Source organism: Collinsella sp. TF05-9AC (genome assembly GCF_003438495.1).
GTDB lineage: Bacteria > Actinomycetota > Coriobacteriia > Coriobacteriales > Coriobacteriaceae > Collinsella.
Window position 1 is genome coordinate 1 of record NZ_QSSH01000006.1, and the last position, 23,056, is coordinate 23,056.

The window sequence follows — 23,056 nt, forward strand, 5'->3', positions numbered from 1 at the left end:
CACATGTACGGATGAATGTGGGAGGTGTTCGGATGAAGTCGATAATCAAGGTCCTGGTCAAAACCGAACAGCAAAACCGCACGACGCTCATCCTCCACTTTTGGAAGCGATAACCTGCCAAAAAGGGACAGGTTTATTTTGGCAGGTTTTATCTGGGCAAACGCCAAAAACCGCCGCGAGGGAGCTACTTTCCCTCGCGGCGGTTTTCTAGCAGTAAAACCAAGTGAGTAGGCTTTTGGCGGGATGCCGAGCACACCTCAAAACGCCACAGCCCTGACCTGCGATTTTATTGAGCACTTGCCGCGATGTACTCGGCAAGTTCAAAAAAGTCTACTCACTTGCATCCGAGACACACCAGATAGGCAAAAACCGCCGCGAAAGGCGCCCGGCTCCCTTCGCGGCGGTTATTTGCTCTGGTTTTGCGACCGTTTTGCCCGCTTGTTATTCGCTATAGCGGGTGGCGATGGCAGCTTGCACCATGCCGGCGCTCATGAGGTAGGTCACCAGGAAGTAGCCACCGTATGCTGCCAGGAAGATTGCACAGGTGAGGCCCACGGTGCCGCCGATGCTCATATCTCCGAATATGCTCACCAGCTCGATAATCACCTTGAGCGCCACAAAGGAGTGCGCCAGGCCCACTGCCAGCGGGAACAAGAAGAATACCGCTTGCTGCGCCATCACCGAATGGCGAATCTGGCGGTCGTCACAGCCGATCTGTGCCAGCACACGATAGCTGCGGCTGCCGTCGGCCACATTGGAGAGCTGCTGGATCGACAGTATCGCCGCGCACGCAACGACCAGTACAAAGCCAATGTAGATGGCCAGATAGCTAATCATGCCGTTCATTTGCGCTGTTTGCGTGTACATCTCGGAGCGTGTGATGAAGATTCCCCATGACCCCGGCTCCTTGCCGTCAACGAGCAGATTGTCGAGCAAAGTGTATTTAATGCTCTCGTCTGCCTCGGTCGTATCCATCTCCTGTTTGTAATTAACGAGCAGGCTACTGGAATACGGCTGCAGATTAAGTTGGGACAACAGCTCGTCGGCAACGACGACGGTACCCGGATTACTGCCCATCGCCGAGTTGGCGATGGCCGCCGTGTCCTTGTCCGACTTATCGGTTGCGGGCTTGAGCTCATGCCCGCCCAAGGTGAGGGTATGGCCGCCGGCCATGTACTTGGTGTACAGGTCGCCCAGCTCACCGCCCATATCACACGTAAGCAGGTACTGGTCGCGGCCAATGCTCACCGGCTCCTCGCCCATCATCTGGCGCAGTTTGTTGTACTGGCTCGCCGGCGTCACAAACAGAACCATCGTATCGGCATTGCTACCCCCGAGCGCCTTGGGGAGCTTTTCGCCCATGGTCTTGCACATCTCACCCGCAGACACCGAAGGATTCGAACCGCCAAACGGGTAACTCAGATACGAATCGATCTGAACATGCTCACCGGCAACATCGGCGATATTGACCTTCTTGCCGGTCTCGTCGTTGTTGTCCGCCGACTTGCCCTTGCCGTGCCATGCGGAGTACAAATCGACCGTTGTATCGGCTAGCACCATGCGGTCGGCTTCAGACGGATTGACATATTCTTTGTAGTAGTCGAGCGTATCGGGCGTGTAATAGACATACGTCTGTGACACGTCAACAGGGTTATAGCGCTCCAGGTTTTCGTTCATCACATTGGCAATCGACATACCGCACGTCACCGAGGTGATGGCCAAAAACAGGAGCATCGCGATGACGCCCATCGAAAAGCACACCGTGTTGACCTTGGCCGCAAGCTGGCGCACGGTAAACATGTTGAGTCCGCGCCAATACACGCCGCGCAGGCTCTGCAGCAGCTTGATGAGCATGCCCGAGAGTCCCCAGAACAGGGCAAAGGTGCCCACGGTAACCATAGCGGTCGTAATGCCAAACTGGTTCATGGCCTCTTGCAGCTTGCTGTCCGTCGCGGTTAGCGGGAACCCATCACGTAGCAGACGGTAATAGGCCACGCCCACAAGCGCCACGCCCACGACAAAGATGGCAATCGCAATCCAGGGGTTGCGTGTCTTGATGCTCTCGTTGCGACGCTCGGCACCCATAAGCTCGATGAGTTTGGTACGACGCACGGCGCGAAGGTTCAGCAGTAGCGTGAGCACAAACATTACGAGCATGCAAGCAAGGGTCAGGTTGAACGCATGCACCGAGAAAAAGAAGTGGAAATTGGCGATCTGTGTCTTAAAGAGCGAGGCCGTAAAGAACGTCATGAGCTGGGAGAGTCCCATACCCAGCACAATGCCGGCGACAAAGGCCACGACCGATACTATCACGGTCTCAAGCGCCATGATCGTGGCGACGCGTCCGCGCCCCATGCCGAGCACCTGATACAGGCCAAACTCCTTCTTGCGGCGTTTCATGATGAAGTTATTGGCATACACCATCAAAAAGGCCATGACACCGGCCAAAAAGTACGTCAGGTCGCCGAGCATGCTGCCCATAACCTGCGCCAAGCCCTCTTCATCGATTCCGGCGATGTCGACCTGCATCGAGATGGTGTTAAAGGCATAGAAGACCGTGACGCCCAGGGTGAGCGTCAAAAGGTAGACGAGGTAGTCGCGGCCGGCGCGGCGGACGTTACCCCAAGCGAGTTTACAGAGCATCGGAGCCCTCACCGCCCATCATGGCAACGACCTCCATAATGCGGTCGAAGAACTCTCGGCGGTCGGTGTCGCCACGGCGCAGCTCGGTGAAGATCTTGCCGTCGCGGATAAACAACACGCGGCTCGTGTAGCTGGCAGCAAAGCTGTCATGCGTGACCATGAGCACGGTGGCGCGTAGACGGCGGTTAAGAGCCTCCAGGCTCTCGAGCAGCAAACGGGCGCTCTTGGAATCGAGGGCGCCGGTGGGCTCGTCGGCCATGATCATGGTGGGGTCGGTGACGAGCGCGCGAGCCGCGGCAACGCGCTGCTGCTGGCCGCCGGACATCTGGTAGGGATACTTGTCGAGCACCTGGCTGATGGACAGGCGCGCTGCCACATCCTGCACGCGGGTCGAGATCTCTGCCGAGTTTGTGCGGACGATGGTGAGCGGCAGGGCGATGTTCTCGCGTGCCGTGAGTGTATCGAGCAGGTTGGAATCCTGGAAGATAAAACCGAGCTCCTCGCGGCGGAACTGCGAAAGCTTAGCCTGCTTCATGCGTGTTACGTCCTGGCCGTTGATGCGGATGGTGCCGCTCGTGGCGCTATCGATGGTCGACACGCAGTTGAGCAACGTCGACTTGCCCGAGCCCGAAGCGCCCATGATGCCAACGAATTCACCGCGGTTGACGGTAAAGCTGACGTCGTTGAGCGCACGGGTCACGTTGCCCAGCGCTCCATATACCTTTTCGAGATGCGCGACCTCCAATACCGGGGTCGCCATGTGCGTGGTTTGCATACCGAGTCCTTTCTTGCGATTAGTCTACGGCATCTATAGTCGCAAGAAGCCGAGTCGGCTACCATCGATATGGCTTACGCTTGCCTTACCGTTGTGTAAGGTGCGGGTAGTTAGCCTGTCACGTGTTGATGTTGAGAGAGGACTCCTGTTGAAGACTGTTCATGTTGCCGCTGGGATCATTCGCAAGGAAGGATCCGACGAGCTACTGGCCGTACAGCGCGGCTATGGCGACATGCAGGGACTTTGGGAGTTTCCCGGTGGCAAGCTCATGCGCGGCGAGACGCCCGAAGACGCCGTACGCCGCGAGCTCATGGAAGAGCTGCAGGTAAAAGTCACCAACCTGCGCGATTTCTACACCGTCGAGTATGACTACCCCGATTTCCATCTCTCCATGGAGTGTTACTACTGCTCGCTCGCCGATGAATCCGATGAGCCTCAGAAGCACGACCGCCAGCTCGATATCCGCTGGATTCCGCGCACCTCGCTTGCCACGGTTGAGTGGATGCCCGCCGACAAAGGGCTTATCGATGCCCTGATTGAGTTGAAGGAAGATCGGCTTAAGGTCAACAGCACTGCCAAAGATGCCGAGGCCGCCACGACCGAACGCCCCGTCGCCAAGCCCAAGCGCGCACCTAAGCGCCGCAGCAAAAAGCGCCCCAAGCCCGGCCTGCTGGACGGCATCGACACCTCGGACCTCTCCGCCGACGAGCGTGAGCTCGTGCGCCGTCGCGCCGCCATCAAAAAATCCATGAAGGGCAACAAGCGTGCGAACACCAAACCCGAGCTGCTCGTTCGCCAGCGCCTGCGCGCCGCAGGCCTTACGGGATACCGTCTGGAATGGAAGGTGCCCGGAAAGCCCGACATCGCCTTTCCCGGGCGCAAGATCGCCATCTTCGTCAACGGCTGCTTTTGGCACCGCTGCCCCAAGTGCAATCCGAGCCAGCCCAAGCGCAACGTTGAGTTTTGGGAGGCAAAGTTCCGTCGCAACGTCGAGCGCGACCGCGCCGCCATCAACGCACTTACCCAAATGGGCTGGACGCCCATCACCGTCTGGGAATGCGAGCTCAAAAAAGACCGCATCGACGCCACGATGGAAAAGGTCATCGAGCAGGTGCGCGCCGCAGAGCCGCAGCGCTAACAGTGAGCATTCACACGCTCCGCACGTCCGCGCCACATCCACGTCACAAACCTTAGAAAGCCCTTAAGCCCAAAACCTTTCAAGAGTGTTACCCGATAGCTTTGACCTGCGGTTTCATCACAACGTCAAACCTCATTAAGCTTTTCTTTAGCGATTCTTTGCAACAGCCGCGGCATAATACTGCCAACGCACGGGACCTAGCAGCACACCCCGTGCGCAACCTTTTGGTGGACATCGAGGAGGCCGCATAAGCATGCATTCTTCCAACGACGCAGCACAGCAGCCATCCCTAACACATGCAGACCTTTTCTCCTTCCCCCCGACACAGAGAAACGGCCTCCTCGACTCCCCCACCACAAAAGCCAAACGCTCAACCGACCAGAGCCACAACTTGCGAGCATCGTTCGAAAAGCTCCAAGCATCCCTAGACAAGGCGTTCCCCGAACAGGCAAGAGCAATCTAAGCCCATCGCGCTTTATACTGATGCCATGCGAAACATGGATCACATAGAATTGCACCGCGGAGGACGCGAGGAAGCTTTTCCCGAGACCGCCGAAGACTGGCCCTATATTGCCGAACGCGCAGAATTCGCTCGCTATCCGGGCAATTCCGTCCCCTGGCACTGGCATTCCGAAGTTGAGCTTTTCTACATGGAGCAGGGAGCGATTGACTATCGAACGCGCGCGGCTCATGAGCACGTACGCTTTGAGGAAGGGTCCGCCGGCTTTATCAACGGCGGCGTTTTGCACAGCACGCTGCAATCACCCAATTCGGCGCCAGCCATTCAAATGCTGCATATCTTTCAGCCGTCGATGCTCGGCGATCCCGCGGGACGTCTCCAAAAGCGCTACATCAACCCATTGCTTCAATGTCGAGGCGTCGATGTGCTCAAATGGTCGCCCACCAATCCCGACGATATGCCCTTTATTGATTTGCTGAAGAGCTCCTTTAGCCACGACCTTCAACGGCCGCAGAACGAGATGGCGCTTCGAAATAGTTTGTCAGAGCTCTGGATTCAGATTAACGCCAAGGCCGAACCGCTCTTTTCCTCCGACAACGCCTCTTGGATGACCAACCGCGACGTACAGTTCAAGGCAATCCTGGACTATATCCGCGCAAACTATGCAGCCGCTATAGATGTGCCCCAGATGGCATCTGCAGCCGGCGTAAGCGAAAGAGAGTGTTACCGCATTATCGAAGCTTGCGCAGGAACGACCCCGGCGGCATATCTGCGTGCATACCGCGTAAACCGTGCTTGCGAACTTTTGGCACACACCACGCGAACGGTCCAGACAGTCGCGCGCCAATGCGGCTTTGCGACAGCAAGCCATCTTGGCCAGGTATTTAAAGAACAAATGGGATGCACTCCTTCGAGCTATCGAGCAGCGAGGCAGAATCTCGATAGCACCAGGCAGAAATCCCGCTAGCCCTTCTTCTGTCACTGCATCAAACTTGCAGGCAAACAACAGAGAGGAGCAATCATATGAAGCACTTTGACCATATCGTATTTGACGTTGATGGGACATTGGCAGATACAGAAGAAAGCGTTCTGTCATCGCTTGTCCAGATTGTCCAAGAAGAGACCAGCAAAACGCTCCCCCGACACGAGCTTGATTTTGCCCTCGGCATACCCGGCAAGGATGCCCTTGAGAAACTTGGGATCTACTCGCAGGCAACGTTGGATCGCTGGTGCCAAGTTGCCGCCAGCTTTAAAAGCACCATCAGCGTGTTTCCAGGTTTGCTTGAAGTCATCGCAACACTCGCCGACAACGGCTGCAAACTTGGCATCGTCTCCTCACGTGCGCGCGACGAATACGCAGAAGAAATTGCACCCCTTGGCTTCGATAAGTATTTTGAGCACATCATCCTTGTCGAAGACACAACCGAACATAAACCCGCACCCGCTCCCATGCTCGAATATCTCCGGCGTACGGGCGCGAATCCTGGCAACGTCGTCTACGTTGGCGACACCGTCTACGACGAACAATGCGCAACTTCGGCAGGGGTCAGTTTTGCCAGAGCGGCATGGGGATCACACCAAGACATCCCAAACGCCACCTACAACCTCAAAACCCCCAACGACCTGCTAACCCTAACAACCAAGTAACCCCCGCGCCCCACCCTTTCCGCCCCAACGCCACAAGGGCGATCGAGCAGGACGGCTTGGGCGGGTCCCGTACTTAGTTTCCAAAATTATTCCGCAGCGCGAAGGCCCCCGTTGTCAACGCTTCGAAGAAGCGAGACAACGGGGGCCTTCATGCGCGAGGACGTTTTGGAAACTAAGTACGGGACCCGCCCAAACCGTCCGGTGGGATCAGAGTACCCTTGCTGTTACTCTGCTTTGCCCACAGAGTTGAGGTTGGTCATGCGGATCTTAACCAGCTCGGTGATCTCACGCATGCCCTCCTTGGCCGGCTTCTTGGGGTCGAAGCAGGCGGGGTTCTCGGCCATGTAGACCATGAAGCCCTTGGTGTAGGCCTGACGCAGCTCGGTGGCGTAGTTAACCTTGCAGATGCCGTTCTTCACGGCCTCGGCGACCTGCTCATCGGGCACACCGGAGGTGCCGTGCAGAACCAGCGGCACGTCGACGGCGTCGCGGATGGCCTTGACCACGGACTGCTCGATGTGCGGATCGCTCGTGTACACACCGTGGCTGGTGCCAACGCCAATTGCGAGGGAGGTGCAGCCGGTGCGCTCGACGAACTCCTTGGCCTCGGCCGGATCGGTGTAGGGGCTCTCGCCCTCAACCGCGGGACCGTCGTCCTCCTTGCCGCCAACCTTGCCGAGCTCAGCCTCGACGGGCACGCCCATGGCGCGGCCAGCGTCGGCGACGGACTTGGTCAGAGCGATGTTGTCCTCGAAGGACTCGTGCGAGCCGTCGATCATGACAGAGGTGTAGCCAGTGCGGAAAGCCTGCATGCAGCGGTCATAGCCATCGCCGTGATCGAGGTGCAGAGCGACGGGCACGGAAGCGCGCTCGGCGGCAGCCTTGACCATGCCGTAGAAGTAGTCCAGACCAGCGGTCTTGATGGTGCCCGGGGTGGTCTGCATGATGACGGGGGACTTGGTCTCCTCGGCAGCGGCCAGAACGGCCATAACAAACTCGAGGTTCTCGACGTTGAACGCGCCAACGGCGTAATGACCGGCCTGAGCGTCCTTGAGCATCTTTTCGGTGGTAACAAGTGCCATGAGCGTTTGCTCCTCTCCCTCGCCCGCATCTGGACATCGGGCGTAGTTGTTCACAAGGCGTTTTACCTTGCGTTTTACTGCGCTCATTGTATGAAATTCAGCGGCTTTGCACGTGCGAGATATTGAGCCCATGCAGGTCAATACCGTCGTTTTTGAAAAGTAAACGGAAGGAATTGGAGCCGAGTGGGCGTGTTCGATATTGAATTTTGGGCGTTGAGCGTCTTTCTTTTATAGAAAAGATAAGTAATCGAAAGGTGTTTTCTTACTCAAAAAGAAAATGAACGAAAATAGAGTCAACACAATTCCTGCAAATTTGGCCGAGAATGGAGCAGCTATGGCCCACGCAACAACCCGAGCCTTCGCCGATGAGCGTCGTGCCGCCATCATGGAAATGCTTGAGCATAATGCCTCGGTGCAGGTAGCAGAAATCGCCCAGACCTTTGGCGTGTCCTCCGTTACCGCCCGCGCCGACCTGGACGCGCTCGCCGAAGCAGGCAAGCTGCGCCGCACGCATGGTGGCGCCGTATCGCTCCACAAGCGTCTGACTGTTTCCACGCAGGATCGCCGCATCAATGTCAACGTCGCCGCCAAGCAGGCCATCGCGCAAAGCGCCATCGAGCTCGTCAATGACGGCGACACGCTGCTCGTTGACTCGGGCACCACGGCGCTCGAGTTCGTCCGGCTCCTCGATCAGCGCGACGGCATCACCGTTATCACGGCCGACATTACCATCGCCGATTACATCGACGAAAGCATGCCCTCGGTCGATGTCGTCATGCTGGGCGGGGCGCTGCGCAAAGGTCATCGCTATCTGTACGGCCCGCTCACTATGCAAGCGCTCCAAATGGTCCACGCCGATCTTGCCGTCATGTGCCCCGGAGCTTTTGTTCCCAGCTGCGGCTTTACGACCGACTTTCCGCAGATGGCCGAGACCAAAGCGGCTATGGTCGGCACCGCCCGTCAAAGCGTCGCCCTCATGGACGCCAGCAAGGTTAACGGACGCGGCATGTACCGCTTTGCCGAGCTGACCGATGTCGACACCATCGTGATGAACCGTGACCCCGATCATGCCGTCGCCACCTCAATCGCCGAGATCGTCGACAACGCCCGCCCAAATCTCCTCATCGCCGGCGCTTAAACAAAAACCACCACAAAGGTCACCTTTGTGGTGGTTGAGCATCAGAAGTGAATGTGTCGCTACTTGGACAGCTCGTCGGCAAGGGCCTCGATCTGAGCGCGCGAGGCGTCGTTGAGCGAGCCCAGCACGGTCACCTTGTTCTGCGTCAGGGTGATGTCCTTCATGCCCTCGAGCTCCTTGGTCATAACCTTGGCAGCTGCAGGCGCCCAAGAGCCGGCCTCGACGAGCGCCACCGTACGGTTCTGGTAGGCGTGCTCGGCGAGCGTATGGATGAAGGTGCTCATGCACGGGAAGATCTCGCCCTGATAGGTGATGGAGGCGAGCACCAGACGGTCGTAGCGGAACGCATCCTCAACGGCCTCGGCCATGTCGTCGCGAGCCAAGTCAAAGACGGAGACCTTCTGGCCGCGAGCCTCAAGCGCTGCGGCGAGCTCCTCGACGGCAGCCTTCAGATGGCCGTACACGCTCGCATAGGCAATCGTGATGCCCTTGTCCTCGGGCTGGTAGCTCGACCAGGTGTTATAGGTGTCGAGGTAATAGCCCAGGTTCTCGGTCAGCACGGGGCCGTGGAGCGGGCAGATGATCTGGATGTCCAGGTCGGCGGCCTTCTTGAGGACGGCCTGCACAAACTTGCCGAACTTACCGACGATGCCAAAGTAGTAGCGGCGAGCCTCGCAAGCCCAGCCCTCGGGATCCTCGATGTCGTTGGCGCCAAACTTGCCAAAGCCGTCGGCACTAAAGAGCACCTTGTCGGTGGACTCGTAGGAGAAGATCACCTCGGGCCAGTGAACGTTGGGGGCGCCGATAAAGGTCAGGCTGTGGCCGCCCAGGTCGAGCACGTCGCCCTCTTTGACGACCATCTTGCGCTCGGGGTAGTCGGTGCCAAAGTAGTTGACCATCATGCGGAAGGCGCCCATGCTGGCCACAATCTGTGCCTGGGGATAGCGCTCCATAAAGGCGGCGATACCGGCGGAGTGATCGGGCTCCATGTGATGGACAACCAGGTAGTCGGGCGTACGGCCATCGAGCACGGCCTCGAGGTTGCCGAGCCACTCGTCAACAAAACCGCCGTCGACTGAATCGGCGACAGCGATCTTTTCGCCCAAGATAACGTAGCTGTTGTATGCCATACCGTTCTCGGACACGTCGTACTGGCCCTCGAACAGGTCAATGTCGTGATCGTCGACACCGATGTAGCGGATATCCTTGGTGATCTCCATCAGGCAAAGCCTCCTAGATAGACAAAAGAACCCGTCTATCATAACACTCGCCTTCATAGCCACGGCTATCCGTCAGCATCCTTACCGATTGTAATTGAGGCGGAATATACTGCCGTTGACCTGCACAAACTATGCGCGCAGTATCGCCGTGCTATGTCGAATAATGAGCTGGCCGGGAATACGGATGGCAACGGTTTTGCCCGCCGTACCCGCCTCGGGAACCGCATGCTCAAACACCTCGCGTCCGCGCTGATGTAGATCGAATCGCACGGTCGTGAGCTCGTTGTGTGCCACAAAATCATCGAGCGAATCGTCGACGCCCACCACGCTCACGTCCTCGGGCACGCGCAGGCCGCTATCACGCAGCGCGGCAATCGCGCCATTTGCCATCTGATCGTTTGCCGCATAGATCGCCGTCATGGTGTGATCGTGCTCGGCCAGATACCTGCCGGCTTCGTAACCGCTGTTGGCAGACCAGTCGCCCTCGAGCGGCTCTGCCGGCTCGATGTGTTTACGCTCGAGCGCATCCTGCCAACCGGCGCGACGAAATTGCTCGTCGACCGAGAACGACGGGCCGCCGATATAGCGAATCTGCTCGTGCCCCAGCTCAAACAGGTGATCCATAAGCAATAGCGAGCAGCCGTAATGGTCGGAATCGACCGTGGTCACCCGCGGGTGCGCGTACATGGTAACGATGACCGTGCCAATGCCCGGCAGTGGATCAAACGTCTCAAAATCGGGCGCCATGCGGCTCATGCCGATGATGATGCCGTCCACCGGCAATGCGGCCATACGACGCGTGGCCTCGGCAAGCGAGAATTCCTCGGTCTTGGACATCTCGACCAGCGTGATGGCGCAATTATGCTCGCGAGCAGCGCTGGCGATGCCGTCGATCATTGAGAGGTTGCCAAACTTGGTGACATCGTTGATGCATAGGCCTACCGAATGGTAACGGCCGTCGCGCAGCGAGCGACCGGCATAACTCGGACGAAAGCCGAGCTCTTGCATAGCGGCCTGCACGCGCTGGCGCGTCTGCTCGTTAACGTTGGGTAAACCGTTGGCGACGCGCGAAACCGTCTGCTGCGAAACGCCAGCAGCGCGGGCGACGTCGGCCATGGAGACCGGACGCGTACCTGTATCGTTGGACGGGCGCCTTGCCACAGGATCACCTTCACCCTTGCGAGATCTGAATGGCGTGAATGCCGGCCCGGGCAGAAATACATCCCGCGCCGAGGCCCGCTATCGTCGGACGCATGTTAACGTACTCTACTTTTTCTATCTGCATCTCTTCTGCTTTATAAGTCCATACGGCAGTACCGTTCACGGCTGTATTTCTACCGATTACCAGATTCTCAAAAAGTGACAAGCGATGTGTTATGAGTACGTTAACATAGCCCGTAACGTGCGGTATCGTGAACACTTGGTTCATGCCGCTTCAAGTTGTTAACGTACTCATAACGACGCAAAACCCACCCGTGCGCGCCAAGGAAAGGACTCCCATGACCACCCCCGACGAAAAGACATTCGCCACGCTCACCAAGCTGTTCGAGGAGGAGTTTGGCCCCATCGGCGACCGCCAGGTGCTCTACGTGCACGCGCCCGGCCGTTCCGAGATCAGCGGCAACCACACCGACCACGAGGGTGGCCACGTTATCGCCGGTTCGCTCGATGTCGCTGTCGACGGCATCGCCGTGGCAACCGACTCCAACAAGGTTCGCGTCGCCGACGAGGGCTATCCTACGTTTGAGATCACGCTCGACACGCTGGATGTTCAGGAGTCCGAGAAGGGCACGTCCGCAAGCCTCGTCCGCGGCATGGCCCACGAAATCGCTACTCTTGGCGTTAAGCCCCACGGCTTCGACTTCGCCTTCACCTGCTCCGTCCCCTCGGGCGGCGGCCTTTCCAGCTCTGCCGCCGTCGAGGCCGCATACGGTCGTGCCATGGAAACCCTCTGGGGCGCACCCGCCATCGAGCCCGTCGCGCTCGCCCAAATGAGCCAGCGCACCGAGAACAACTATTACGGCAAGCCCTGCGGTCTGATGGACCAGGCCGCCGTTTGCTTGGGCGGCCTCGCCTACATGGACTTTGAGGATCAGGCCCAGCCTAAAACCCAGAAGCTCGAGCTCAACTTTGAGGATCACGGTTACGCGCTCGTGCTCGTTAAGGTCGGTGCCGATCACGTGGCAGCCACCGACGACTACGCCGCCGTTCCGCGCGAGATGCAGGACGTCGCCGCCGAGTTTGGCAAGGAACGCCTGTGCGAGGTCGATGTTGCCGACTTTGACGCCAAGCTCCCCGAGCTGCGCGCCAAGCTGGGCGACCGCGCCTGCCTGCGCGCCGTTCACTACTGGTACGAGAACGGCCTGGTCGATAAGCGCTGGGCGGCCCTGAACGCCGGCGACATCGACCAGTTCCTGGTCCTGACGCGCGAGTCCGGCGCCAGCTCTGCCATGTACCTGCAGAATGTCGTCGCCAAGCTGGGCTCCGAGCAGCCCTCAATGTATGCCCTGGCACTGGCCGAGCACGTGCTCGACGGTCGCGGTGCCGTTCGTATTCACGGTGGCGGCTTTGGTGGCACCATCCAGGCCTTCGTGCCGATCGACCTGGTCGACACCTTTATCACCAAGATGAACGGCTGGCTGGGCGAGGGTTCCGCCCGCCACTACACTATCTCTGACAAGGGGGCTTACGCGGCATGGCTGTAATGACTGACGTGCGCGAGGCCGCGCAGAACCTGATCGAGTACGCTATCCACCGATCGATGATCGGCCAGGACGATCGCATCTGGGCATACAACACCATTTTGGAGTGCATCGGCGCCACGGGCCCCGCGCTCGACATGGCTTGGGCGCTCAAGACCGAGAAGATTTCGCTCTTGCACCCCGATACCCTACCCGACTTTGACCTTGAAGGCACGCTCGCCGCGCTTGCCGAGGCCGCCGTTGCCAACGGCGCCGCCGAGGACACGGCATCGGGCCGCGACCGCATCGCCATGCGCATCATGGGCGCACTCATGCCGAGGCCTTCGGTTGTAAACGAGGAGTTCAACGGACGCATGGGCGTCAACGAGCCCCGCGCCGCGACCGACTGGTTCTACGGCCTGTGCTGCGACGCCGGCTACGTGCGCCGTGCCGCCATCGCGCGCAACATCAAATGGAACACCCCAACCAACTGGGGCGACCTGGAGATTACCATCAACCTGTCCAAGCCCGAGAAGGACCCGCGAGATATCGCTGTGGCAGGTGCAGCCAAGAACACGGGCGAGAAGTATCCCGCCTGCCAGCTCTGCATCGAAAACGAGGGCTATCCCGGACGCTCCGCCGCAGCCGACGGCGGCGCCCATCCCGCCCGCCAGAATCTGCGCGTTATTCGCATTCAGCTTAATGGCGAGCGCTGGGGCTTCCAGTACAGCCCGTACGCGTACTTTAACGAGCACTGCATTGCCATGAGCTCCGAGCATCGTCCGATGCACGTCGACCGCAAGGGCCTGACCTGTCTGCTCGACTTTGTGGACCTGTTCCCGCACTATTTCATTGGCTCCAACGCCGACCTGCCCATCGTGGGCGGCTCGATCTTGTCGCACGACCACTTCCAGGGCGGCGCGCACGAGTTCCCCATGATGCATGCTGCCGAGGTCTCGCAGTTTAGCGTGCCCGGTTTTGACCAGGTCAGCGGTACCGTGCTGCAGTGGCCGCTCTCGGTGCTGCGCCTGCGCTCGCATGACCGCGCTCAGCTGCTCGACGCTGCCGAGAAGATTATCCTCGCCTGGCGCGAGTGGACCGATGAGTCTGTGGGCGTCATCGCGTACACAGCCGATGGCGTGGCGCACAACACCGTGACGCCCGTCATCCGCCGCGTCGACTCTCGCGGAAATGCCGGCGGCGAAATCTACGAGGCCTACCTGGCGCTTCGCTGCAACATCACGACCGACGAGCATCCGCTGGGCGTGTTCCACCCGCACGCCGAGTACCACCACATTAAGAAGGAGAACATCGGCCTGATCGAGGTCATGGGCCTGGCCATTCTTCCGCCGCGCCTGGTTCCCGAGCTCGGCGCTGTCCGCGAGCACCTGCTGGCGGCCAAGGTCGATGCCAGCTACGACCTTGCCGGTGCGCTCGAGGGCGATGATCTATGCCGCAGCCACGCCGCATGGGCCGAGGATGTCTATGCCCGCCGCGCCGACGAACTTACGGCCGACAACGCCATCGATATCCTGCACGAGGAGGTCGGCGTGGTGTTTGGCCACGTGCTCGACAACGCCGGCGTCTTTAAGTGGGACGAAGCCGGCCGCGCCGCCCAACAGCGCTTTATCGACTCACTGTAATGATCCCTTGGGGACGGAGGAAAACGGATCGCTTCGTCTTCAAGACAACGGCGCCCGCCAGCAACATCGCCAGCGAGCGCCGTTTTATTGGCTAGTCATTGGGGACGTTCTTAAACGACTAGTCAAACAAGAACATCCCCAATGACTACTTGCGACCAAGGCAACGCCGATGTCTTGGCATTGTCAGCGAAAACGCCCCTAAGCGAGCAAGGTGACGTGAAAGAGGAGGGCATTGACCTTCTGGTCATGCCCGACGATTGAACGTCAGATTGCCGCTTAGGGGCGTTTGCAGCGTTGAGCCGTTACGGCGTTTGGTAAAACGCCGTAACCCTACAGTTCAGTCACGACAACACTGTTGTAGACCTCGTCCCAGCGATCCATGACCAGGTGGCCAGTCTTGGGATCCATAGCGTTGAGCTTGCCGCAGGTATTGGCGGTCTTGAGCACCGTGACGTCATCGGCACCAGCCGCAATGGCATGCGCAAAGCCGGCGATGGTCGAGTCACCGGAACCCGTCGCGTTCACAGCCGCAATCGCGGGCGTCTTGGCGCGGAACGCGCGACCCTCATGGAAGCCAACCGAACCGGCAGCGCCCATCGAAACGACAACCCAGGGGATACCGGCAAAACGGTCATCGGCGGCAAGCGCCTCGCGCAGGGCATCGACATCATCGGTCGTAAAGGACGTACCCAGCAGGCCGTTAATCTCGGTCAGGTTGGGCTTTACGAGCTCAGGCTTTGCGTCGGACTCCAGCGCGGCCTCCAGCGATGCACCCGAAGTGTCGAGCAGCACCTTGGCGCCCGCCTCCTCGGCGATCTTGACGAGCTCGGCATAGTAGCCGGCATCGACGCCACGCGGCAGCGAGCCCGAAAGCGTCACAACGTCCGCCTTCGCTGCAAGCTCGGCGAACTTGGCCGTAAAGGCCTCGAGCTCGGCCGGGGCGATCTGCGGGCCGCTCTCCAGCAGCTCGGTCTGATTACCCTCGTGCAGGATATTCAGGCAGATGCGCGTCTCACCGGCAATGGGCACAAAGTCGTTCTTGACGCCGTCGGCATCCATAAGCTCGGCCATATAGGCACCCATGTGGCCGCCGAGCAGACCGGTCGCGAGCACATCGTCGCCCAGCTGCAGCAGCACACGGCTCACGTTGAGGCCCTTGCCGCCAGCGGTCTTTTCGGGCGTCACACGGTTAACATCGTCGATGATCAGCTTGTCGAGCTGATAGCGCGTATCAATCGACGGGTTCATGGTAACGGTCAGAATCATGTTGAACTCCTGTTCCGGGGCGGCATGACCCGCCCCAAACATACGATAACTCGTTAAAGGATCTCGATCTCAAAGCCGCGGGTAACGGTCTCCCCCGGCTTGGCCACCAGGCAGCCACGCTTGTGCTCCAGAATATCGTCCTCGTCGGAGCAGGTGGACAGACCACCCCACGGTTCAACAGCCACAAAGTCGCCCTCGGGCTTGCCCCACACAATCAAGTACGGCATATCGGGGAACGTCAGGCGCACGCCCTTATCCTCGGTTTTCTTGGTCAGCGTAACCACGCGGCTCTCGAGCACGTCGAAGATGGTCTCCGCGAAGTCAAAGAGTTCGTGGGTAAGCGGCAGGTTCTGGCCGATCATGGGGTTCTTGCTGCGATGCTCAACATCAATCAGGCCCGTCGAGGGAACGGCAGTGCAGAGCTCGGTGGCCTCACGCTGCTCAAAACGGAGCTCGTAGTCGTCATAGGACTCGCCCTCGTCGAGCGGGCACTTAAAGCCGGGGTGACCGCCCACAAAGAACGGCATGTCCTCGGTGCCCTCATTAGTCACCTCGTACGACACGGCCACCTTTTCCGAATCGATCGTGTAACGAGCAACGATCTTAAACGGATACGGGTACTGCTCGAGCAACTCGGCATGGTCGGTAGAGCTTAGGCTCAGCGCAACCATGTTGTCGCTCTGTTCCTCGAGCTTCCACTCCTGTTTGCGCGCAAAACCGTGGCGGGCGAGCTTTACCTCGCGGCCGCCCATGGTCATTGCGTGACCGTCACGAAGGCCACCGCAGATCGGGAAACAAATGGGCGCCTGGCCCGACCAGACCGCCGGGTCACCCTGCCACAGGTACTCACGGCCGTTGGCCGCAATAGAAGTGAACGACCCGCCCGCCGTGCTCAGTGCTACGCGGATAGAACCGTTATCAAGAACAAACTCCATAGGAGCCTTCCCTTTCTTACGACAGCCCGCCAAGTCAATAGGGCTGATAGAAAACCGGCCCGCGCCCCCTCACAGAAACGCGAGCCGTCAACGGACTAGTTAATTACGCCGAATACCCACTAATCATGGTATTCGCCGCGGTCCCACTTCTCGAGGAACTCGTCAAAGAAGTGCGGGTCAGCCTGAGCCTCGGCGTCGGCCTTGTTGCAGGCATCGATCTTGGCAATCAGGGCATCGTGCTCGGGGGTCTTCTCGTAGGGCTCCTCCAGGAAGGCAAGCATGATGTCGGCCATCAGGAACTCGCCGGTGATCTTGCCGCCAAAGCCCACAATGTTGGCGTTGAGCTCGCGACGGGCATACAGGGCAGAGGTCATGTCGCGAACCAGGGCGCAGCGGGCGCCGGGAACCTTGTTGACGGCGTTGGTGATGCCAATGCCGGTGCCGCAGAGGGCCACGCCAAAGTCGGCCTTGCCGCTGGCAACAGCCTCGCCCACGGCCTTACCGTAGATGGGATAGTGCGTACGGGTGTGGCTGTAGGTGCCGCAGTCGAGCACCTTGTAGCCAGCCTGCTCCAGGCGGTCGGCCAGATAGATCTTCTCGTCCGTAACGATATGGTCGCAACCGATTGCGATGGTCTTCTTCATCAGAACGTCCTTTCGTCTGAATTCACAAGTTGAGGTAGAAGTTCGAGTTCTCGGTGGCTCTCGTTAGGCCATCTTGTTGAGCATGTCGACACGGATCTGGTGACGGCCGCCGGCGTACTGGGCGCGCAGGAACTCGCGGGCGATCTTCTTGGCGACCTCGGTGCCCACAACGCCCGGGCCCATGGTGACCATGCGCGAGCCGTTGTGCTCGCGGGTCATGTAGGCGGAACGCTCGTCGGAAATGTTGGCGACGACCATGCCCTTAATCTTGACGGCGGCCATATAGGAGCCGACGCCGTACTTATCGAATGCGAAGCCCTGGGAATCCTTGTGCTCCAGCAGGTCCTTGGCAACGGCGGTCGCGGAATCGACAAAGTCCGCGGCAGGGGTCTCGGAATAGTCGACGACCTCGTGACCGTCGGCGATGAGCATCTCCTTGATGGACTCCTTCATCGACATACCGTCGGCATCGGAAGCGATTACAACCCTCATGACATCCTCCTTGAGAGATACGCAGGTGCGTAGTTTCTGTTTGGAAGTGTTGAATCGCGTTCAGGTCCGGGCATCTGAATGTGCGGTTCTTCACTGTTCATGTTTATTTGAACACATTCGAACAGTAACTGCAACAACTATTTGTTTATCTTTGTTCTTTTTTGAACAAATACCGTTTACGGATGATTGCTGACCGTTTGGACTGGGCACGGACGTAGCGACCATGTGTTCAACAAACAAAAGGGCGGCCGAGAACGTGTCTCGTCCGCCCTTCTCACGGTTGATCTTCCAAAGATCGCTTTGCCGCCTACTCAGACTGCCCGCTCTTCTTGGCATGTCTGGACGGAGCGCTCAAGAAACGACCCGTCAGATAGTTCGCGGGACCGGAGATATCGATCCCCAGCAGCACGTGTCCTAGCCATAGGAACGCCACGAGCACCAGTAGAGGAATCACACACGAGGTCACGATCATCACGATGACGCCTTCGATGAGGTCGGTCACCTGCTGCACGATCTCGTCGGTCATCTGCTTGGCACCACTGGTTACCGACGTAACAAGGCTCGATGCCCCATCGGTCAACTGCTCGAGCACGTTTTTGGACTCCGTGGCCTCGGATTTTTTCTTGTTCGATTTTGAGCTGGTCTCGGCTGACTTGTCCGTGGTGTCGGCTGCGTCCGCAGCCTTTTGCTCAGCTTGCTCAATACTTACGCGATACGTTTCATCGACCTTCTGCGACACCCATACGCTCGCAGGCACGAGCGCCATGCCGATCACGGCAACCACCAGCACGCGAGTCGCCACACGGCGCAGGACAGCGCTCGTGCTCCAGCGCCCGTGAATGCCGAGCGACACCGCAAAGAGCACCAACGCAAACGGGATTAAGATGCCCAAGCCAACTGACCACAAAATCGTGAGCAAATATTTCTCTAGGTAGAGCACGGCAAGCACGATACCAAGGTTGCCTGAAAGCTGCGCGAGCTGCTCGGCAACCGGCGTTCCCGTATCACCCGGCAGTGCGGTAATGCCCGCAGACAGCGCCACGCACGAGGTCGTGAGCGCCAAAACATTGCCCTTCTTTTGATCGATGACCTCGATGGTGGAGTCCCAAGTCTTGGTATCGGCGAAATGCGGACGAGCTACAAAGCCCGACAGCAACGCCAGCACCACGAGCGCAACGATGATACCGATCTGCAGCTTTTTGTTTGCGCACACGACATCGGACAGGCTGGGCTGCAGCTCGGTTACCGTCGTGTGCTCGGTTATCTGGACAGGACGCCCATGAGCCATCTCGTGCGCGTCTCTTTTTTGTATTGACCCGTTATCCGGCATTTGGATACCTCCTCAGTCCGGCGTTTAATGCGAAAGGAAGTATACCCACCGAGCAAAAATCGAACGGGAGGACCAACGGAGCGCAACAAGACTGTCCCCAATGACTGTCTCGGGATGAGTTGCGGTGGAATAGGGATTGTTTTGCGCCCGCCGGCCCCTATTCAGTCCCCATTTCACCGCAACTTGGAGGAGGACAGAAAAAGCTCTGCCGCGGGTAGCGGCAGAGCTTTTGGAAGGGGACTTGATTGTGCGGACTCGTTAGGCGAGCTTGGCCTCGAGCTCGGCGATGCGCTTGTAAGCATCGATGGTAAAGCGGGCCTGCTTCTCCAGAATCATAGTGGTCATGAGAGTGTCCTGAGCGTGAGCCATGATGAAGGTCATCTCCATCTCGCCACCGCCGGCCTCCTGCGAAAGCAGCTTGGTCTGCGTGTCGTGGGCACCGATGAGCGCATCGCTGGCATCCTTGTGCAGCTGTTCGGCCTTCTCAAAGTCACCCTCGCGAGCAGCATCGAGCGCTGCAAGCAGATCGGTCTGGGCGTCACCTGCGTATGCGACAATCTCGAATCCAACCATCGAGATTTCTTCTTTGGTTGCCATATTGCGTTCCTTTCACATATGAACCAATGGAGAGCATCGCGTCCGGGCATACGCGCTGCGTTCTGTATGGCAGAAACATTAACATTCAAACAAAAAAGAACAGCGCAAAACGTAATTTCAAGCTATGAACGGTCACTTTTCGCCCGTGAACGGTTTTTAAACCAATCTGAACAATATCGAACACAATTAGCGGAAACCCAAACAGGCCCGTGCCCTAGCGCCAATCGCGCACCGTATCGCCCTCGACGAGTACGCCCGGAAACAGCATGTGCTCCACACCGGGTTCAACGCCCTCGGCACCGGCGATCTTATCGACTGCCCACATGCCGACACGCTTGTTGTCAAAGCGCACGGTGGCCAGGCGACGATCGGGCACGATGTCGCCCAGACTGTCATCAACACCCACCACGCTCACGTCCTCGGGCACGTGCTTTCCGCGCGACTCGAGTCCGCGAATGCAGCCGTAGGCCATGGCGTCGTTGGAAGCATAAATGGCCGTACAGGTCGGATCGTCCGCCAGAGCCTGACCGGCAGCATACCCGCTCTGTGCCGTCCAATCGCCACGAACGAGTCGCGGTGGCTCAATGCCATGCGCGCGCAATGTCTCGCGCCAGCCTTCCTCGCGCCGCATGCCCGAAAGCGAGCGCTCGGGACACGAGATAAAGTGCACGGTCTTGTGTCCCTGCCCCAGCAAGTACTCGACAACCTGGCGTGAGCAATCGAGCTGATCGTTATCGACCGTCGAGCACAGTGGGTGCTCCAGCATGGTAACGAGCACCGTCTGCATGCCAGATAGCGGCTCGAAGGTGCCAAAGTCCGCCGGCATGCGATTCATGATCACGACCATGCCGTCTACCGGCAGCGCGCTCATACGCGACGATGCGCTCTCGAGGGTATAGGGATGTCCATCTACTTTAGTGAGGGTGATGGCATAGCCATGTTTGTCGGCCGCGGCGGCAAAGCCCTCCATACGGTCGAGGTTGCCGGTACCGGTAATGTTGAACATGGCGACGCCGACGGTCTTAAACTTGCCACGGCGCAGCGATCGACCGGCGAAATTGGGGCGATACCCCAGCTCGCGCATGGCGGCACGCACGCGTTCCTTGGTCTCGGGGCGCACACTGGGCGAATCGTGCACGGTGCGCGAGACCGTCTGCTCCGAAACGCCCGCGAGGCGCGCCACGTCTTTGACGGATACCGATTTTTTAACAGCGGCCATAGGTCGATCTTTCTATGTCAACGATGCCATTGGTGGCACCCTACGCAGTCATTTTTAACGCCTTCAAGTATATCCAACGCCTCCCCCACCATACGCTCACCACCCAAAACCTACCGTTCACCGACATTTTTGCTTCCCCAAACGGCTTTTGGCGCCCAAATGTTAACGTTGCCATTGTGCAAACACAGAGCCACCGGGCGGCTCAAACGTTTACGCATAGGGAATCGACGGTTCGCAGGCACAGGAACCACCGGTTCGCGTCTTTTTTTGTGTCGCAAAATGGCAACGTCAACATTTTGGCAACCGAACGTCAAAAGCTACCATCGTTGTTAACCCACCGACTCTTAGGAGCATTGCATGGAGCAACTTATCGCCATCATCGAAAAGGGCCAGCCCTTTTTCAACGCGATCGCCCGCAACAAGTACCTCAAGGCGATTCGCGACGGCTTTATCTCCGTCATCCCCATCATCATCTTCTCGTCCATCTTCTGCCTGGTAGCCTCGGTCCCCAACATCTGGGGTTTCTACTGGCCCGATGACATCAACAACGCCCTGTGGAAGTGCTACAACTACTCCATGGGCATCCTGGCCATCGCCTGCGCCGCCACCACGGCCAAGCACTTCGCCGACGCCCAGAACCGTGATCTGCCCAAGAACAACCAGATCAACTTTATCTCCTGCATGTGCGCGGCCATCATCGGCTTCCTGCTCCTTTCGAGCGACACCATCGCCACGGACGCCGCCAGCGGCTTCAACACCACCTACCTTGGTTCCAAGGGCCTGCTGACCGCCTTCATCGCTGCGTTTGTGACCGGCATCATCTACAAGTTCTTCATTAAGCGCAACATCACCGTCAAGATGCCCGAGCAGGTTCCGCCCAACATCTCGCAGACCTTTAAGGACATCATCCCCTTCTCCGTCTGCATCACCGTCTTTTGGGTCTTTGACATCGCCTTCCGCGCTGCCTTTGGCTTCTGCTTTGCCCAGGGCGTCATCCAGGTGTTCCAGCCCCTGTTCACCGCTGCCGACGGCTACATCGGCCTCGCTGTGATCTACGGCGCCATGAGCCTGTTCTGGTTCGTCGGCGTCCACGGCCCCTCGATCGTCGAGCCCGCCATCGCTGCCGCTCTCGTTGCCAATATGACCGACAACCTGGCTGCGTTCCAGGCCGGTCAGCACGCTTCCGCTGTCCTGACCCAGGGTGCCCAGTACTTCGTCGTCTGCATGGGCGGCACCGGCGCCACGCTCGTCCTGGTCTTTATGTTCTGCTTCTTGGCCAAGTCTCAGGAGATGCGCGCCGTCGGTAAGGCCGCTATCGTCCCCGTGTGCTTTGCCGTCAACGAGCCGCTACTGTTCGCCGCACCCATCGTGCTCAATCCCGTCTTCTTTGTCCCGTTTGTCTTTGCCCCGATCGCCAACATCTGGATCCTCAAGATCTTTATCGACTTCTTGGGCATGAACGGCTTTATGTACACCCTGCCCTGGACCGTCCCCGGCCCCATCGGCACCATCATGGGCCTGGGCTTCCAGCCGCTCGCCTTTGTGATGCTCGCCCTTATCCTGGTCGTCGACTTCGTTCTGTACTATCCGTTCTTCCGTGCCTATGACGCCCAGAAGTGCGCCGAGGAGGCCGAGATTTCCGAGGAGGAGCTCGCCGCCAAGAACGCCGAGAAGGCTGCCAAGCTCAACGATGCCTTCCAGGGCAAGGCTGACGCCAAGAGCGTTGCCGCCGGCGCTGCTGCCGAGGCCGTGAAGGCCGATGCCCCCGCCGCTTCTGCAGCACCCGCTGCCGAGGCAACGACCGCCAGCGACCTCAACGGCAAGCGCGTGCTCGTGCTCTGCCAGGGCGGCGGAACCTCGGGCCTGCTCGCCAACGCACTGGCTAAGGCCGCCAAAGAGCGCGGCATCGATCTTGAGACCGCTGCCGAGGCCTATGGCAACCACGTTGACATGCTCCCCGACTTTGACCTGGTCGTCCTGGCCCCGCAGGCCGCCAGCTACCTGGCCGACCTGCAGAAGGACTGCGAGCGCGTGGGCAACAAGTGCGTCGCTTGCCGCGGTAAACAGTACATCGAGCTCTCCCAGAACGGCGATAAGTCTCTCGCCTTCGTAAGCGAGCAACTCTCGAAGTAAGTAACGCTCAGGG

The 23,056-nt window shown here is 59.0% G+C and carries 20 protein-coding genes; 7 read left to right on the forward strand and 13 right to left on the reverse strand.

Annotated elements, in window-relative coordinates; all coding sequences use genetic code 11:
* From DXC52_RS10205 to DXC52_RS02830, 3 genes are all read right to left on the reverse strand, one after another.
* Positions 1-254: hypothetical protein (locus DXC52_RS10205; RefSeq protein WP_233504755.1), on the reverse strand; the 254-nt coding region annotated here is incomplete at its 3' end.
* Between the two features lie 187 nt (positions 255-441).
* A complete protein-coding gene (locus DXC52_RS02825; protein ID WP_117746049.1) occupies positions 442-2,643 on the reverse strand; it encodes an FtsX-like permease family protein in 2,202 nt (733 codons plus the stop codon).
* Positions 2,633-3,418 (reverse strand): ABC transporter ATP-binding protein, encoded by a 786-nt coding sequence (locus DXC52_RS02830; protein WP_117746050.1) that lies wholly within the window; start codon positions 3,416-3,418, stop codon positions 2,633-2,635. Before DXC52_RS02830 ends, DXC52_RS02825 begins: the two co-directional genes overlap by 11 nt.
* Before the next feature lie 148 nt (positions 3,419-3,566).
* On the opposite strand from DXC52_RS02830, the gene vsr reads away from it, so the two are divergent.
* From vsr to DXC52_RS02855, 3 genes are all read left to right on the forward strand, one after another.
* A complete protein-coding gene (gene vsr, locus DXC52_RS10210; protein ID WP_233504757.1) occupies positions 3,567-4,556 on the forward strand; it encodes a DNA mismatch endonuclease Vsr in 990 nt (329 codons plus the stop codon).
* Positions 4,557-5,053: 497 nt separating this feature from the next.
* Positions 5,054-5,983, forward strand: a complete 930-nt coding sequence (locus DXC52_RS02850) for an AraC family transcriptional regulator (RefSeq protein WP_158554577.1) — start codon at positions 5,054-5,056, stop codon at positions 5,981-5,983.
* A 56-nt stretch (positions 5,984-6,039) separates the two neighbouring features.
* On the forward strand, positions 6,040-6,663 hold the full coding sequence (locus DXC52_RS02855) for an HAD family hydrolase (RefSeq protein WP_117746053.1): 624 nt from the start codon (positions 6,040-6,042) through the stop codon (positions 6,661-6,663).
* Positions 6,664-6,887: 224 nt separating this feature from the next.
* Here DXC52_RS02855 and DXC52_RS02860 read toward each other — a convergent pair whose 3' ends face one another.
* Positions 6,888-7,745 (reverse strand): class II fructose-bisphosphate aldolase, encoded by an 858-nt coding sequence (locus tag DXC52_RS02860; RefSeq protein WP_117746054.1) that lies wholly within the window; start codon positions 7,743-7,745, stop codon positions 6,888-6,890.
* A gap of 334 nt (positions 7,746-8,079) precedes the next feature.
* Here DXC52_RS02860 and DXC52_RS02865 point away from each other — a divergent pair, with 334 nt between their 5' ends.
* Positions 8,080-8,883, forward strand: a complete 804-nt coding sequence (locus tag DXC52_RS02865) for a DeoR/GlpR family DNA-binding transcription regulator (protein ID WP_117746055.1) — start codon at positions 8,080-8,082, stop codon at positions 8,881-8,883.
* Between the two features lie 59 nt (positions 8,884-8,942).
* Here the strand turns inward: DXC52_RS02865 and DXC52_RS02870 are convergent, their stop codons facing one another.
* The gene (locus DXC52_RS02870) at positions 8,943-10,103 is read right to left on the reverse strand and encodes an FprA family A-type flavoprotein (protein WP_233504759.1); all 1,161 of its coding nucleotides are present in this window, start codon (positions 10,101-10,103) and stop codon (positions 8,943-8,945) included.
* A gap of 129 nt (positions 10,104-10,232) precedes the next feature.
* On the reverse strand, positions 10,233-11,219 hold the full coding sequence (locus tag DXC52_RS02875; RefSeq protein ID WP_117746057.1) for a LacI family DNA-binding transcriptional regulator: 987 nt from the start codon (positions 11,217-11,219) through the stop codon (positions 10,233-10,235).
* A 383-nt stretch (positions 11,220-11,602) separates the two neighbouring features.
* Between DXC52_RS02875 and DXC52_RS02880 the strand changes: the two genes are divergently transcribed.
* Both DXC52_RS02880 and DXC52_RS02885 read left to right on the forward strand, forming a co-directional pair.
* Positions 11,603-12,808 carry a galactokinase family protein gene (locus tag DXC52_RS02880; protein WP_117746058.1) on the forward strand — a complete coding sequence of 402 codons (1,206 nt, stop codon included), beginning with the start codon at positions 11,603-11,605 and terminating at the stop codon, positions 12,806-12,808.
* Positions 12,799-14,427, forward strand: a complete 1,629-nt coding sequence (locus DXC52_RS02885) for a UDP-glucose--hexose-1-phosphate uridylyltransferase (RefSeq protein WP_233504761.1) — start codon at positions 12,799-12,801, stop codon at positions 14,425-14,427. Before DXC52_RS02880 ends, DXC52_RS02885 begins: the two co-directional genes overlap by 10 nt.
* A gap of 330 nt (positions 14,428-14,757) precedes the next feature.
* Here DXC52_RS02885 and DXC52_RS02890 read toward each other — a convergent pair whose 3' ends face one another.
* The 7 genes from DXC52_RS02890 to DXC52_RS02920 form a co-directional block, all read right to left on the reverse strand.
* Complete coding sequence (locus DXC52_RS02890; RefSeq protein ID WP_117746107.1) at positions 14,758-15,693, reverse strand: hexose kinase; 936 nt, start codon at positions 15,691-15,693, stop codon at positions 14,758-14,760.
* Between the two features lie 53 nt (positions 15,694-15,746).
* On the reverse strand, positions 15,747-16,628 hold the full coding sequence (locus DXC52_RS02895; RefSeq protein WP_117746060.1) for an aldose 1-epimerase family protein: 882 nt from the start codon (positions 16,626-16,628) through the stop codon (positions 15,747-15,749).
* A 119-nt stretch (positions 16,629-16,747) separates the two neighbouring features.
* Entirely contained in the window at positions 16,748-17,272 is a 525-nt protein-coding gene (lacB, locus tag DXC52_RS02900) for a galactose-6-phosphate isomerase subunit LacB (protein WP_006234831.1), read from the reverse strand.
* Positions 17,273-17,335: 63 nt separating this feature from the next.
* Positions 17,336-17,764, reverse strand: a complete 429-nt coding sequence (lacA, locus tag DXC52_RS02905) for a galactose-6-phosphate isomerase subunit LacA (protein ID WP_006234830.1) — start codon at positions 17,762-17,764, stop codon at positions 17,336-17,338.
* A gap of 307 nt (positions 17,765-18,071) precedes the next feature.
* The gene (locus DXC52_RS02910; RefSeq protein ID WP_117746061.1) at positions 18,072-19,052 is read right to left on the reverse strand and encodes a hypothetical protein; all 981 of its coding nucleotides are present in this window, start codon (positions 19,050-19,052) and stop codon (positions 18,072-18,074) included.
* Positions 19,053-19,352: 300 nt separating this feature from the next.
* On the reverse strand, positions 19,353-19,691 hold the full coding sequence (locus DXC52_RS02915; protein ID WP_055252615.1) for a PTS lactose/cellobiose transporter subunit IIA: 339 nt from the start codon (positions 19,689-19,691) through the stop codon (positions 19,353-19,355).
* 214 nt (positions 19,692-19,905) lie between these two features.
* The gene (locus DXC52_RS02920) at positions 19,906-20,910 is read right to left on the reverse strand and encodes a LacI family DNA-binding transcriptional regulator (protein ID WP_117746062.1); all 1,005 of its coding nucleotides are present in this window, start codon (positions 20,908-20,910) and stop codon (positions 19,906-19,908) included.
* Between the two features lie 357 nt (positions 20,911-21,267).
* Between DXC52_RS02920 and DXC52_RS02925 the strand changes: the two genes are divergently transcribed.
* Positions 21,268-23,043, forward strand: a complete 1,776-nt coding sequence (locus DXC52_RS02925) for a lactose/cellobiose PTS transporter subunit IIB (RefSeq protein WP_117746063.1) — start codon at positions 21,268-21,270, stop codon at positions 23,041-23,043.
* The last annotated feature ends 13 nt before the right edge of the window (positions 23,044-23,056 follow it).

What these genes read in the sequence shown, in the direction of transcription:
- DXC52_RS02825 (WP_117746049.1), bottom strand. Translation starts at nt 2,643, where the DNA reads ATGCTCTGTAAACTCGCTTGGGGTAACGTCCGCCGCGCCGGCCGCGAC.
- DXC52_RS02830 (WP_117746050.1), bottom strand. Translation starts at nt 3,418, where the DNA reads ATGCAAACCACGCACATGGCGACCCCGGTATTGGAGGTCGCGCATCTC.
- DXC52_RS02850 (WP_158554577.1), top strand. Translation starts at nt 5,054, where the DNA reads ATGGATCACATAGAATTGCACCGCGGAGGACGCGAGGAAGCTTTTCCC.
- DXC52_RS02855 (WP_117746053.1), top strand. Translation starts at nt 6,040, where the DNA reads ATGAAGCACTTTGACCATATCGTATTTGACGTTGATGGGACATTGGCA.
- DXC52_RS02860 (WP_117746054.1), bottom strand. Translation starts at nt 7,745, where the DNA reads ATGGCACTTGTTACCACCGAAAAGATGCTCAAGGACGCTCAGGCCGGT.
- DXC52_RS02865 (WP_117746055.1), top strand. Translation starts at nt 8,080, where the DNA reads ATGGCCCACGCAACAACCCGAGCCTTCGCCGATGAGCGTCGTGCCGCC.
- DXC52_RS02870 (WP_233504759.1), bottom strand. Translation starts at nt 10,103, where the DNA reads ATGGAGATCACCAAGGATATCCGCTACATCGGTGTCGACGATCACGAC.
- DXC52_RS02875 (WP_117746057.1), bottom strand. Translation starts at nt 11,219, where the DNA reads ATGGCCGACGTCGCCCGCGCTGCTGGCGTTTCGCAGCAGACGGTTTCG.
- DXC52_RS02880 (WP_117746058.1), top strand. Translation starts at nt 11,603, where the DNA reads ATGACCACCCCCGACGAAAAGACATTCGCCACGCTCACCAAGCTGTTC.
- DXC52_RS02885 (WP_233504761.1), top strand. Translation starts at nt 12,799, where the DNA reads ATGGCTGTAATGACTGACGTGCGCGAGGCCGCGCAGAACCTGATCGAG.
- DXC52_RS02890 (WP_117746107.1), bottom strand. Translation starts at nt 15,693, where the DNA reads ATGATTCTGACCGTTACCATGAACCCGTCGATTGATACGCGCTATCAG.
- DXC52_RS02895 (WP_117746060.1), bottom strand. Translation starts at nt 16,628, where the DNA reads ATGGAGTTTGTTCTTGATAACGGTTCTATCCGCGTAGCACTGAGCACG.
- lacB (WP_006234831.1), bottom strand. Translation starts at nt 17,272, where the DNA reads ATGAAGAAGACCATCGCAATCGGTTGCGACCATATCGTTACGGACGAG.
- lacA (WP_006234830.1), bottom strand. Translation starts at nt 17,764, where the DNA reads ATGAGGGTTGTAATCGCTTCCGATGCCGACGGTATGTCGATGAAGGAG.
- DXC52_RS02910 (WP_117746061.1), bottom strand. Translation starts at nt 19,052, where the DNA reads ATGGCTCATGGGCGTCCTGTCCAGATAACCGAGCACACGACGGTAACC.
- DXC52_RS02915 (WP_055252615.1), bottom strand. Translation starts at nt 19,691, where the DNA reads ATGGCAACCAAAGAAGAAATCTCGATGGTTGGATTCGAGATTGTCGCA.
- DXC52_RS02920 (WP_117746062.1), bottom strand. Translation starts at nt 20,910, where the DNA reads ATGGCCGCTGTTAAAAAATCGGTATCCGTCAAAGACGTGGCGCGCCTC.
- DXC52_RS02925 (WP_117746063.1), top strand. Translation starts at nt 21,268, where the DNA reads ATGGAGCAACTTATCGCCATCATCGAAAAGGGCCAGCCCTTTTTCAAC.